The organism is Luteolibacter sp. SL250, from assembly GCF_026625605.1.
Taxonomy (GTDB): Bacteria; Verrucomicrobiota; Verrucomicrobiia; order Verrucomicrobiales; family Akkermansiaceae; genus Luteolibacter.
This window is the reverse complement of sequence record NZ_CP113054.1, coordinates 630,442-643,339: the sequence shown is the minus strand read 5'-3', so window position 1 is coordinate 643,339 and position 12,898 is coordinate 630,442. Positions and strand designations below refer to the sequence as shown.

Sequence of the window (12,898 nt, the reverse complement as noted above, 5' to 3'; positions counted from 1 at the left end):
TCACTTCACCTCCGCCACCATCAGGCGGGTCCACGGACCGTCGCTGACGTTGTAGTAGATCCGCTTCCCGTCCGCGCTGAAGGCGGGGTGCGGGTGGCTGCGCCGCCAGCTTTTCGCACCCTTCGAGTTGTCGAACAAATCGACGACGACGAACTCATCCGCCGTCGTGGAGCCGACGCCGATGGCCCAGTGGCCGGGCTTTCCGAAGGGACGCTTCGTGACATCAGCATCCGTCACGAAAACGGAGGCATCCGGTGCGAGGGTGGGATGGTCCGAAAAGCACGACGGAGAGAAGCGCGGACCGTTCTTTCCGGTGGCGACGTCCATGAGGACCTGCCCTTTTTCCAGGATACCGGCGGAATCCGGCGACCAGGAGGGATGCCCCCAGGAATCGACCAGGCGGATGAATTTCCCGTTCACCAGGTCGAAGATCGCCTTTCCATCGCGCTTGCTGACGGACATGCCCTTGTAGCTGTCCCCGCCACCGGGGATGCAGGGTTTGAAAAACACCTTCGATTCGTCAGGGCTGACCACCGGGAAGAAGATGGTGAGATCCCGCGAGCCGAGCTTCTTGTCGATCCACTCCCCGTACGCCTCGACGGTCTGTTCAGCGGTGACGGGGGTGGTGACCTCGCCGGTGGCCACATCGATCATCTCCAGGTTCCGGTGCGCGCCTGGGTTCCAGTGGCAGCCATAGACGGGTGCGTATTTCCCGGTGGCGGAGCCGTAGCCGAGCTGCCTGTCCATCGCCAGCACCCGCTCCTGTTTGGTGGAAATGTCCACGGCACGGACACTCCAGCGGCCGTCCGTGAGGGTGTGGTAGAGCACGTGTTTCCCACCGCCGGACCATTGCTGGCAGGCGGCGCGGTGGGCGTCCTCACAGGTGATGCCATCCGCGATGACGGTTTCCTTTCCCGTCGCGCGCTCGAGGATGCGCAGGTCCCCCTTCTCCCCCTCCGGGGTGGTGGAGGTGAAGTAGAGGACGTGCTTTCCGTCCGGGCTTTCAGGGCAGACGTTGAAATAGGAATGGATGGAATGCCGGGACCGGCCCGGAGCCACCGCGCGCTTCTCCGCGTGCCTCCACGCCTCCAGGTCCGCATGGGCGGTGCAAAGGCCGAGAAACAGGGCGAGCAGGGGTTTCATCCCGGACGATAACGCCCGCATGCCCGGGATCTATCAAATCCCGAACGCCCAGCGGCCGACGGTCCACATGAGGATGGGGATGAGGATGGCGAACAGGATGTTCACACGGAACCCGGCCCGCATCATCTCCGGCAGGCTGACGAGGCCCGAGCCGTAGGCGATGGCGTTCGGCGGAGTGCCCACCGGCAGCATGAAGTCCGCGCTGGCGGCGATGGCGACGGGAACGGCGAGCAGCAGCACCGGTTGGTCGATGGCGACGGCCAATGCGCCGATGACGGGAAGGAAAGCGGCGGCGGTGGCGGTGTTGCTGGTGACCGCGGTGGCGGCGATCATGATGGCAACGACGAGGAAAACCATGGCCAGCGGAGGCCAGTCAGCCATGCTGTTGAGGGCCGTGGCCATGGAGACGGCGAGCTTCGTTTTCTCAAACGACGACGCGAGGCTGAGGCCCCCGCCGAAGATGACGAGCACCCCCCACGGAAGTTTCTTCACGCTTTCCCAGTCGAGCACGAAGATGCCTTTCTTCAGGTTGACCGGGATGAGGAAAAGCAGGCAGGCGGAGCCAATGGCGATGACCTCATCGGTGATGCGGGGGTAGGCGCCCTTCCACCACTCGCGGCTGATCCAGCAGGTGACCGCGAGGATGAACGCGCCCAGCACGGCCAACTCCGGCTTGGTGATGGGACCGAGGCTTTCGACCTCCTTGTCCAACGCCTCCTTCAGCCCGGGCACCTCCGTATTCTCCACCCTGAAGCAGTAGCGGGTGATGATGAAATAAACCAGCGGCAGCGAGACCAACGCCAGCGGGATGCCGAGTTTCATCCACTGGAAGAAGGTCACCTCCACACCGTGGGTTTCCTGCATGTAGCCCTTCAGGATGAGATTGGGCGGAGTGCTGGTGAGGATGGCCATGCCGCCGATGTTCGCCCCATACGCCACGGTGAGGACGAGGGCCGCGCCGAAGTGCTTGCTCGCCGCCTCGCCCTGCGACTCCTTGATGAGGGCATAGACGGACAACGCGATGGGCAGCAGCATCATGGCAGTGGCGGAGTTGCTGACGCCGAAGCTGATGCAGGTGCCGGAGACGAGGAAGCCGAGGACCAGCGCCCGGGGCTTCGTTCCGAAAACGCGGATGATGCGCAGGGCGATGCGGCGGTGCAGGTTCCAGCGCGCCATGGCGATGGAAAGCATGAAGCCGCCCATGAAGAGATAAATGATGGGGTCCGCGTAGGGTGCCGCGGCCTCCCGGACCGTGGAAACGCCAAGCAGCGGCAGCATCACGATGGGGAGCAACGCGGTGGCCGGGATGGGCAGGCCTTCCGTAATCCATAGCAGCGCCATGGCGAAGCACAGGAGTGCCACCTTCGAGCCTTCCGGAGAAAGTCCGAACAACGGCGGGCTGAGAAACGCGGCGGCCAGCAGCCCGAGCCCACCGACCCAACCCGCGATTTTCACAAGGCCGAAGCCTTCCTCGGCATCGGAATCATCAGGGATGGGAGTCGTGTTCGGCTTCTGGGACATGGCGGCGGCACTTGAGGAAAGAACGGATTTCAGACCGGAAGTCGATGGCTTTTGACCCCATGGGGCCGATTTGCGTTCCAGCGGTGGGACACATCCGTTAGAGCTGGATCATGTCTTGTCCGGATGGTTCACCAAAACTCGCCCAAACGATCGGCCCATGGCAGATCCTTTTCTACGGCCTCGGCTCGATGCTGGGGGCCGGAGTCTACGCCCTGATCGGCAAGGCGGCGGGATCCCTGGGCAACGCGGTGTGGCTGGCATTCGTCGCGGCGATGGTCGCCGCGCTGCTGACGGGCCTGTCCTACGCCAGCCTGGGCAGCAGGTACCCGAAGGCGGGCGGCGCCGCCTATATCACGGAACGCGCGATGCGGAAGAAGTGGCTGAGCTACGTGGTGGGCATCTCCGTCATGATGAGCGGCCTGACCAGCATGGCGACGGGCCTGCAGGCCATCGCGGAGGCGCTTGTCCTCAAGCTGGGCATCGCGCTGCCGGTGAAGCTGATGGCGGTGCTGCTCGCGGTGTTCATCGGATCGGTGATCTACCGGGGCATCCGGGAAAGCATGTGGGCGAACCTTTTCTGCACCATCATCGAGGTGGGCGGCCTGATCTTCATCATCGCGGTTGGGATGAAATTCTGGGGAGGCGTGGACTACCTGGAGGTGCCGCCACAGGCCGAAGGCGTGGGCATCGCGGGCATCAGTTTCATCGTGATCCTGCAGGGAGCGGTGCTGACGTTCTTCTCGTTCATCGGCTTCGAGGACATCCTGAACGTGAGCGAGGAGGTGAAGGAACCGCGCCGCTCGATCCCATTCGGACTGGTGGGTGCGATGCTCGGCGCTACGGTGATCTACATGGGGGTGGCCATCACCGCGGTCTCCGTGATGCCGTGGCAGGAACTGGCGAAGAGCCCCGCTCCGCTGATGGAGGTGGCCCACCGCGCGGCGCCATGGTTCAAAGGACTGGACCAGGTCTATCTCTTCATCACGATCTTCTCCATCGGCAACACGGCGCTGCTGAACTATCTGATGGGTTCCCGCCTGCTCTACGGCATGAGCCACCAGGGATTGATGCCAAAGCTGCTGGGCAGGGTGCATGCGGTGCGGAGAACACCCCATATCGCCGTGCTGGTCCTGCTGGGCATCGTCACGGCGCTGATCCTCGCCGGCGGGGTGAAGCAGCTCGCGGAAGCGACGGTGCTGCTGCTCCTGACCGTGTTTGTCATCGTGAATGCCTCGCTGGTCATCCTGAAGTTGCGGAAAGGCGAGGAGAAAGGCGGCTTCGAGATCCCCCTGTTCGTCCCCGCGCTCGGCTCGGTCGTGTGCCTGGTGCTGATCGTGACCCGCGTCCACGGGGCCGTCACGGGCACAGGTCAGGCAGGCCACGTCGCCCCGCTGGTGGCCGGAGCCATCATCGCCGCCAGCCTGGTGATGTATGCGGTGCTGCGGCCTCAGGTTACGGAGTGAGGTCACACACAACCGAGTTGCGAGGAGATCTGGATTGTTGATGCGATAACGACCCTGTCCTTTGATCAAGCGCCCCTTATGTTCCGGCGATCGTCCCAAAAGGCATCAGCGACAACCAACCGCTTGAAGAGCAACCGGCTTTCATCTCCACTGTTCTCAACGACATCTTCATCTTTCGGGCGAAGTGCATGTGACCGGCTGGATCGCCATTCCTGTATCGTATCCGAGGAACAAAGATTTCAAACCCAGCATTGCACTCATGTCCCCGTATCTCCTTTCCCTTGTTCGCGAGGGAAACAACGTCCGTGTTTCTCTCCTCCATGATGGCGTCAGCGACGTGCGTATCGCCGAAGGTTCCTCTATCTCCGATCTTACCAAACGGACGGAGACACTACTTGAAAGCGACGAACCCCCTTCCACTTCTGAAATCCGTTCCTTGGGACTCGATCTGGGAATGCAGCTTCTGGGAGATCTCCTATCAAGGATCATCAGCATCCGCGGCACACTTTGGATCACCAGCACCGATCCTGTCCTCGTCAATCTCCCGTTCGAATTGCTGACTGACAGCGATGGTGGATTTCTGATTGAATCCGGCCATCTCTTCCTGCGCCGGACCACGGATCCCGCCGCAATGAACAAAGAAGCCACCGCGCCAGTGCCAGGCCCGCTTCGTGTTCTTTTCATGGCATGCTCACCTGACAGCGAAAGCCGTCTTTCCTTTGAAAAGGAAGAGGAGAATCTTCTCAAAGCCTGCTCCTCGGCCGGGCCCGGCGTCCATTTGGAGATCGAGGAGTCCGGCACCTTTGAAGGACTGCAACAGAAAATCATCTCGTATCGTCCCCACATCGTCCATCTTTCGGGACACGCCGCGTTCCATTCACCTTCCGGCTCTGGTTCCTTTGCTTTCGAAGATGCATCCGGAAATACGGATCTCCGGAGTGCCTACGATATTTCCGATATCCTTTTCAGAAATTCCGGGGTCCGCCTCGCCTTCTTGTCCGGTTGCGACACCGCCCGGGCAGGTCCCGCTGGCATCGCTCAAAAGTTGGCCGAATCCCAACACGTTCCCTTGGTACTCGGCTGGGGATTGCCCGTCCTTGATGACATTGCCATTCAGTTCGCCACCACCCTTTTCCGGGACTTGGGCGCCGGTCGCGGAATCGACATCGCCATCGATCATGCAAGGGCCGTCATTCTCAAAACCTGCACCTTTTCCTCCCCGGATGGAACACCCCGCATTCTGGCTGATTTCGCTCTTCCTCGCCTCTACGCCGCGTGTCCCGTGGATCGCCTGCTCAATCCGGCGCTTCCCGAAGATCGGCCACCCAGACCCACCTTCCGACCCTCCCAGTTGAAAGACGGCATCCAGGGTCTCGCCAGCGGGTTCGTCGGCAGACGCCGCATTCTCCAACGAACTTTTCCCGTGCTGCAGGATCCGGCCTCGGGCAAATGGATCCTGCTGCTTACCGGCATCGGTGGCGGAGGGAAAAGCACGCTCGCTACGCGCCTCGCCAACCGCTTGGAAGCAGCGGGCATGACGATCGTTTCACTTCGTCTCCGCGCCGATGAACCCGCACCCCAATTTCTTCTGCGGATCCTCATCGATCTTCACGTGGCGGCGAAGGCCCTCAGCCGGGAAGTTCCACTCGCCGATGCCATCATCGACGGCAAACTCGAGGTGAGCATCCGCATCCGCTACGCCATCGAGGTCTTGAATCAGCTTCCCATCCTGCTTGTTCTGGACAACCTGGAGGATCTCATGCCGGCACCACCCGCTCCACCCACATGGACGGATACCAATCTCGCGTTATTTTTCACCGAACTCGCCAACGGCCTGATTGGTAGAAGCCGGGCCATTCTCACTTGCCGCTACATTCCCGCCGGGCTCGATCCGGCGAATGCCCCCACAGTTTTCGTCCAGCCCATGCCGGACTTCACGTCTGCTGACTTTTTCAAGTTCTCCGAGTATCACGAACGTGTTTCGTCACGTCTCGCCACCGGGGAAATCACCCACGACCTGTTGGCGGAATTCCACCGCAAGCTGGGTGCCACTCCCGGCTTTGTCCGCCAAGCCCTCGATGTCCTCGCCACCCTCGACCCCGCCGAGATCAGAAGTACCCTGGCAACTCTGGAAGAAACCACTGCGAGCGATCAAGCAGGCCACACCAGCGATCCCATCCGCGAACTCCAGCAAGAATACTTCACCCGGCTTTTCCTCACCCAGCTCTACGACGCCCTTTCCCCCGCCCACCGCACCGCCCTCAGCCGCCTCGCCGTATGTGACATCGCGATTCCCTTCGAGGCCGTTGCCGCAGTAACCGCCCTCGACGAAACGGAAACAGGGTCCGCGTTGCAGGCATGGACCCGGCTCGGCCTCGTCCAAATTTTTCCTGAAGAAACCGAGGCGTATTCTGTTTATCCACTGCAAAGAAAATTTTTACTCGGAGGAGAAAACATTGCTTCCGATGTTCTTCGGCAGAGTCATCTTGAACTTTCAAAATGGCTGAAAGGATACATGGAAGGCCCTTCAGTTGACAAAGAAATCGATCTTTTCCCCCTACTCATTGTATGTCTCGGAAGCGCCCGTAAGGCTGAATCCCCGGAACTGATTGTCTGGAGCAGCACTAACATCTGCAAGAGCTTCGCCTTGTCGTCAAACCATCGAACGATACTCGCTCTCGCTTTGGACATCCTCCGGAAAGATCGCTTCCCCGAACTGCTGAAAATCGCCGCACAAGCATTGTACCATCTGAGCAATTGGTCCAAAGCCCGGGCTTATTTCAGAGAAGCTGAGGAAGGCTACCGGAAGCAAGGCAACATCAGCGGCCAAGCCACTGCGATTGTGAATGAGGCACTGATCGACTCACGACAAGGAAACCTGGATGCCGCCGAACAGGGATTCAGGCGAGGCTTGCGCCTTCAAATCAGCATCAATGACTTTGATGGCCAGGTGATGACTTGGCTCAATCGGGCCGGGATCGACGAACGCAGGGGAAAGTATGTCTCCGCAAAAATAAAGATCCGCAAATGTCTCAGAATGCTGATTCTTCATAAGAATCCCGATGCCGAAGCTTTTTGCCGGAACATGCTTGGGAAAATCCACCACGCTACCGGAGACCGTAAGAATGCGCGCCATGAATTTGAGGCATGCATGAAGATCCGGATAGCAATGGAAGATTTGGCGGGACAGGCGGCTTCCGCCCATCAAATTGCGACTCTCGACAGCGAAGAAGGCAACTACAAGGACGCCAAAACCAACTATTTGTTTTCTATCAAAATCCATCAATTACTCGGAGATAGAGTGGCCGAGGGATACAATTGGATGGGCATTGCTGGAATTTCTTTGAATCAGAATGGCGCTACCTTGATCGGCGTCCGCCTTGCGGCTGTCGGATGGAGCTTGCTGAATCTCTTGGGAATAGGGGATCAGGAGACAGCGTGGGCGAATCTCACCGGCATAGCCGCAGAACTGGAAATGCCCAACGATGCGTTCCATGCGGAGATCGACCGCACCTTCGATTCCTATCGCGCAGACCGAGGAACCTCTCTGCTCGCCGCAGCGTTCCCGGAAGACGCATCGGCTTGAAGGGCCGCCCCCTCCATCCCGGCCGCTATTGTGTGGCGATCTCCCGGATCTCCCGGTCCGTCAGGGTCACACGCTGGTAGATCTCCCGCGCGGAGTGGATCATGGCAACGGCGCTTTCCGCCTCGTCATGGATGACGTCGATGTCGAGTTCCCGCAGGGCCTCGATCTCGGACGCGAACTTGACCCTGCCCATGATGACGATGCCCGGGTTGTGCTCGCGGACAAGCGGCACCGCGGCGTTCGTCAACTCCACGGACGGAAAGGTGAAGGCGACCATGCGGGCGCGGTGGATTCCGGCAAGCTCGAGGGCTTCCGGGTGCGTCGCATCCGCGAACAACACCGGCTGACCCTTCGCTTTCAGCGAACGGACGGTATCCGCGTTCAACTCCATGATGAGGGTCTCGACGCCGGATCGTTTCAGGGCTTCATTGAGCGCCTGCCCGACCGGTCCGTAGCCGCAGATCACGGCGTGGTCGGAGATTTCCTTGATGTGGCTGGAGGGGGTGAGGTTCTCCGCCTGCGGGTGCTTCTTCTGGTCGAACCCGAACTTCGTTTCCAGGAACTTTCCGAAGCCGCCGCTGCCCCGCATCAGCAGCGGGACGGTGGCCATGGTGAGCGCCGCGCAGCTCAGCAGGAGCTGCTGGATGGACTCATCCGCCGGACGGTAGTCCGCCGCCTTTGCCAGCAAGACGAGGGAAAACTCACCGGAGCTGGCCAGGGCGGCGCCGGTAAGCAGCGCGGGACGCAGCCGCAGCTTGAAGATCCGCGCGACATTGAAGGCGACGAAGCCTTTCACCATCAGGATCAGGACGCTGAAACCAACGATCCGCATCCAGTCCCCGGCGACGATCTTCAGGTCGATCTGGAGACCGACGGAGACGAAGAAAATGGCAAGGAACAGGTCCTTGAACGGCATGATGTCCGCCATGATGCGGTGGCGGTAGATGGACTCGCTGACGACCACCCCGGCGGCGAAGGCGCCGAGCGCGGGAGAAAGGTTCAGCGCGGCCCCCAGCACGGCGATGCCCGCGCAGAGGGCGACCACGGCGAGCGTGAACAGCTCCCGGCTGCGGGTGCGGGCAACGGCATGCAGCAGCGGCGTGATGCCGAATTTCCCAATGAGCAGCGCGCCGCCGAGGAAGAGCACGCCCTTGCCGATGGCTTTCGCGATTTCCACCGGCACCGGATGGTCGCTGCTGGCACCATACAGCGCCGGCAGGATGAGCAGGAAGAGAATGACCACGATGTCATCGAACAGGGCGATGGCCAGCGCCGTCCTCGCGGAGGGGTTGTTCGGCTGGCCCATGTCCTGGAAGGACTTCATGGACACGGCGGTGGAGCTGAGCGCCACCGACACCGCCAGCACGATGATCTCCGCGCCGGGAAACGAGGTGGACGCCCAGATGATCGACGCGCCGACCAGGGAGATGGTCCCCACCTGGATGCCGCCGCCAATCAATGACACCCGCCAGAGGTGCTTCAGCTCCGCCAGGGAGAACTCGATGCCGAGGGTGAACATCAGCAGGATGATGCCCAGTTCCGCGAGATGGGAGATGACCTTGTCCATCTCCGCCTCCTGTCCGGGGATGAAGCCCAGCAGCCCGGCGTTCGCGATGATGACGCCGCAGATCAGGTAACCGATGAGGAAGTTCTGTTTCAGCTTCGCCAGCAGCAGGGACATCAGCACGGCGAAGATCAGCACCAGGCTGAGCAACGCGAAAAGAGGCGAGACATCGGTCGCACCCGCGGCCAAAAACGAAAACACGGTCATCGTCTCAAATCATTCCCCGGCAGGCCAACTTGTGAAAAGTAAAAACGTCCGGATGAGGGAATCTTGTGAACCACCCCACCCGGCATGAATGGAAGCCCTATCCGTCCAGCCCTGCGAGGGCATCCTCCAGCGTTCCGAAACGGAAGACGAAGCCGTCCGCCACCAGCGCGGAAGGCACCGCCCGCCCGCTGTCCAGCAGGGCCTGGGCGAACTCACCGAAGGCCAGCTTCAAGGCAAAGGCCGGCACCGGAAAAATAGCGGGGCGGTGCATGGCGGCGGTGAATTTCCGGGTGAAATCCGCATTCCTTTCGGGCGCCGGTGCGGTGCCATTCACCGGTCCGCGCAGGGTCCCGGAAACCACGGCGTGGATGATACCCCGCCGGAGGTCGTCAATGTGGATCCACGGCATCCATTGCCGTCCATCCCCCAGCCGCCCGCCGATGCCCATGCGGAAGATGCCCCGCAACTGCCGGTAAGCCCCGCCCTCTTTTCCCAGAACCAGCCCGATGCGCAGCATCACCGTCCGCACCCCCAGATCCTCCGCCGCCATCGCCGCGTCCTCCCAATCCCTGCAGAGATCCGCGAGATAGCCGTCACCCGCGCCTGCGGCTTCCGTCAGGAACTCATCCCCGCGGTTCCCGTAGTAGCCCACGGCCGAGGCGTTCACCAGGACTTCCGGGCGCTCCCCCTCCGGCAGCCTTCCGATCGCGGCGACGAGCTTCTCCGTGTAGCCGACACGGCTATCCCGGAAGCGTTTCTTCCGCTCTTCCGTCCAGCGTTGGTTCACGGGCTCGCCCGCCAGGTTGATGACCGCCTGGTGGCCGGAAAGGTCCATCGCCTCCGGCCTCTGCCACCGGTCCACGCCCGGAACATTCCCGGCACCACCGCGGCTGATCCCCGTGACGGAAAAGCCCTGCTCCGCCAGCAACGCGGGAAGACCACGCCCGACAAGACCCGTCACCCCGGCGACCGCAGCTTTCCTTTTCTCTGCCATACCCGGGAGCATCGCCCGATTCCGTCCGGGGTAAATCGGAATTCTCTCCGGAAAGGGAAGGTCCGCAAAGCCCGCCCAAATGAAAAACCCCCGGCCGGAACATCCGGACAGGGGTGTGAGGGTGAAGCAGGCCGGGATTACTTGGCCTTGAAGGTTCCCTTCAGGAAGGGCTCACCGACAACGTCCTTGTATTCCTTGAGGATCTTGAACTGGCCGTCGGCCTTGGACTCACCGATGAACACGTTCTTGGTGAGGTGGTGGTTCTTCTGGGTGGTCACCTTGCCGCCGGGGCCGTCGAAGGAGATGCCGGACTCGAGGGCGGCGACAACCTTGTCCACGTCGAAGCTGCCGGCCTTCTCAACCGCGGCTTTCCAGAGGTAGACGCCGTTGTAGGAGAGCACCATCGGGGAGCAGGTCACGCGGCCTTCCTTGACGATGCCGGGAACGTCGGTCTTCTGCAGCCAGGCTTGGAAGTCCTTCGTGAACTTTGCGTTGGCCGGGCTCTTGATGGACTGGAAGTAGGTCCAGCAACCGAGCTGGCCGACAAGCTGCTTCGCGGGCAGGCCGCGGAACTCATCCTCGGAGATGGAGAAGGAGACGACGGGAGCGGTTTCGGCGGTGAGGCCGGCGGCGGCGTATTCCTTGAAGAACGGCACGTTGGTGTCGCCGTTCAGCGTGCTGATGATGGCGGCGTCACCGGAGGCGCAGAACTGTTTGATCTCGGAAACGATCTGCTGGTAGTCGGTGTGGCCGAACGGGGTGTACTTGCCGGCGGAGATGATCTTGCCGGAGCCGTCCTTGGTGAAGCCACCGCCGATGTTCTCAAGCGGCACTCCCTTGCTGAGGAGATACTCGAGGAGGACCAGGTTGGTGGTCTGCGGATAGACGTAGTCGGAACCGAGGAGGTAGAATTTCTTCTTACCTTCCGCGAGCAGGTAGTCCACGGCGGGAGTGGCTTGCTGGTTGACGGCCTCCGCGGTGTAGAAAATGTTCGGGGACATCTCCTCGCCCTCGTACTGCACCGGGTAGAAGAGCAGGCCCTTCTTCTCCTCATAGACGGGCAGGACGGACTTCCGGGAAACGGAGGTCCAGCAGCCGAAGGTCACGGAGACCTTGTCCTGGTCGAGGAGCTGCTTGGCCTTCTCGGCGAAGAGCGGCCAGTTCGACGCGCCGTCCGCGACCACCGGCTCGATCTTCTTGCCGAGGACGCCACCGTTGGCGTTGATTTCGTCGAAGGTGAAGAGCAGCACGTCACGCAGCGAGGTCTCGCTGATCGCCATGGTGCCGGAGAGGGAGTGGAGGACGCCGACCTTGACGGTATCCTGTGCCTGGGCGGCGGAGGCGGAGAGGGCGATTGCCGCGAAGGCGGCGGGTACGATTCGGGAGATCATGGTATGTTTTGGAGGAAGAGGGAAGAGAGCTGGAGTTCAGCGGAAAAACACACGGGGAGAGCCTGCACCTCTTGCGGAGGAACAAGCCCTCCCCGTGGCAACCGATAGCGCAACAAACAAGGTGGATCAGAAGGCGACGGTCACGCCTACGTTGGCAGTGAGGAAGTTATCCTTCCGCGGATTGCCAACGACATCACCGGAGGTGACGTAATAGGTGAGGCCGGCGTGGATGGACCAGTCACCATAGGCATCGCTGATGAACTCCAGAGGCATGTTGGCGGTGACTCCGAGGGAGCCGTAGCCGAAGCCGTCATCGGTGCTGCCGGGATGGTAATCATCCTGGAAGAAGTAGGCGACATTCAGCGGGAAGGAGAACGTCACCGGACCTGCCTCAATGCTGTGGGAAACACCGAGCACCGCGACGGTGCCGGTCTGGCCACCGGAGGCACCTTCATCAAGACGGTTGTGGATCGTAAGGGTCGGGGAGAGGAACGTGGCGTAGGAGAAGGTGACATCCAGAATCTCCTCCGTCTCGCTGCCGTAGAACCAGTTCTGGTAAGTCACCTTGGCGGTGAAATCGCCGATGTTGTAAGCGAGGCCGGCCCAGACGTCGATCTCCTGGATCTTGCCACCGATCGGGGATTCAGGCGTTCCCGGAGCAAGGCCTGCGGGCTTGGCGTTGACATCCCACCAGGTTCCAAGCGTCGCGGTGAATCCGCCGGGAAGTTTCCACGCCAGCTCGAGGGATGGGTTGAATCCGTAGTTGGAAAGGGAGCTGCCGTCCGCCCAGACGTCCCAGCCGTAGGAGATGAAGTGCGAGTTCGCATCGAGGCTCAGGGTACCGGAGAAGAAGTCCTCTTCCTCTGCCGGGGTGACCGGGGCGGTGGTGGTGCTTTCCGTGACTCCGGCCATGGCACCGGCCGAGAGGGCGAGCACGAGGAGCGGGGTGGCGAAGAAGGTGCGACTGTGATGTTTTTTCATGGTTAGGCTGCTTATTGGTATGGCGCGATCAGCTTGATCGTCTGCCTC

General features: G+C 61.4%; 8 protein-coding genes. 2 read left to right on the top strand and 6 right to left on the bottom strand.

The genetic code is table 11. From position 1 onward, the window contains the following. Both OVA24_RS02895 and OVA24_RS02890 read right to left on the bottom strand, forming a co-directional pair. The gene (locus OVA24_RS02895) at nucleotides 1–1,143 is read right to left on the bottom strand and encodes a TolB-like translocation protein (protein ID WP_267673338.1); all 1,143 of its coding nucleotides are present in this window, start codon (nucleotides 1,141–1,143) and stop codon (nucleotides 1–3) included. Nucleotides 1,144–1,176: 33 nt separating this feature from the next. After that, nucleotides 1,177–2,664: an SLC13 family permease gene (locus OVA24_RS02890; RefSeq protein WP_267673336.1), complete on the bottom strand. Its 1,488-nt coding sequence runs from the start codon at nucleotides 2,662–2,664 to the stop codon at nucleotides 1,177–1,179. A 110-nt stretch (nucleotides 2,665–2,774) separates the two neighbouring features. On the opposite strand from OVA24_RS02890, the gene OVA24_RS02885 reads away from it, so the two are divergent. Next, nucleotides 2,775–4,127 (top strand): APC family permease, encoded by a 1,353-nt coding sequence (locus tag OVA24_RS02885; RefSeq protein ID WP_267673334.1) that lies wholly within the window; start codon nucleotides 2,775–2,777, stop codon nucleotides 4,125–4,127. Nucleotides 4,128–4,386: 259 nt separating this feature from the next. Continuing rightward, on the top strand, nucleotides 4,387–7,713 hold the full coding sequence (locus OVA24_RS02880; RefSeq protein WP_267673332.1) for a CHAT domain-containing protein: 3,327 nt from the start codon (nucleotides 4,387–4,389) through the stop codon (nucleotides 7,711–7,713). 25 nt (nucleotides 7,714–7,738) lie between these two features. On the opposite strand, the gene OVA24_RS02875 is transcribed toward OVA24_RS02880, so the two are convergent. The 4 genes from OVA24_RS02875 to OVA24_RS02860 all read right to left on the bottom strand — a co-directional run bounded on the left by OVA24_RS02875 (nucleotide 7,739) and on the right by OVA24_RS02860 (nucleotide 12,850). Next, nucleotides 7,739–9,478, bottom strand: a complete 1,740-nt coding sequence (locus tag OVA24_RS02875; protein WP_267673330.1) for a cation:proton antiporter — start codon at nucleotides 9,476–9,478, stop codon at nucleotides 7,739–7,741. 103 nt (nucleotides 9,479–9,581) lie between these two features. Beyond that, nucleotides 9,582–10,478 (bottom strand): TIGR01777 family oxidoreductase, encoded by an 897-nt coding sequence (locus OVA24_RS02870; RefSeq protein WP_267673328.1) that lies wholly within the window; start codon nucleotides 10,476–10,478, stop codon nucleotides 9,582–9,584. Nucleotides 10,479–10,615: 137 nt separating this feature from the next. After that, the gene (gene urtA, locus OVA24_RS02865) at nucleotides 10,616–11,869 is read right to left on the bottom strand and encodes an urea ABC transporter substrate-binding protein (RefSeq protein ID WP_267673326.1); all 1,254 of its coding nucleotides are present in this window, start codon (nucleotides 11,867–11,869) and stop codon (nucleotides 10,616–10,618) included. A 126-nt stretch (nucleotides 11,870–11,995) separates the two neighbouring features. After that, entirely contained in the window at nucleotides 11,996–12,850 is an 855-nt protein-coding gene (locus OVA24_RS02860; protein ID WP_267673325.1) for a hypothetical protein, read from the bottom strand. Nucleotides 12,851–12,898 lie beyond the last annotated feature (48 nt).

Coding starts and splice junctions, on each gene's coding strand:
- OVA24_RS02895 (WP_267673338.1), bottom strand. CDS start 1,143: ATGAAACCCCTGCTCGCCCTGTTTCTCGGCCTTTGCACCGCCCATGCG.
- OVA24_RS02890 (WP_267673336.1), bottom strand. CDS start 2,664: ATGTCCCAGAAGCCGAACACGACTCCCATCCCTGATGATTCCGATGCC.
- OVA24_RS02885 (WP_267673334.1), top strand. CDS start 2,775: ATGTCTTGTCCGGATGGTTCACCAAAACTCGCCCAAACGATCGGCCCA.
- OVA24_RS02880 (WP_267673332.1), top strand. CDS start 4,387: ATGTCCCCGTATCTCCTTTCCCTTGTTCGCGAGGGAAACAACGTCCGT.
- OVA24_RS02870 (WP_267673328.1), bottom strand. CDS start 10,478: ATGGCAGAGAAAAGGAAAGCTGCGGTCGCCGGGGTGACGGGTCTTGTC.
- urtA (WP_267673326.1), bottom strand. CDS start 11,869: ATGATCTCCCGAATCGTACCCGCCGCCTTCGCGGCAATCGCCCTCTCC.
- OVA24_RS02860 (WP_267673325.1), bottom strand. CDS start 12,850: ATGAAAAAACATCACAGTCGCACCTTCTTCGCCACCCCGCTCCTCGTG.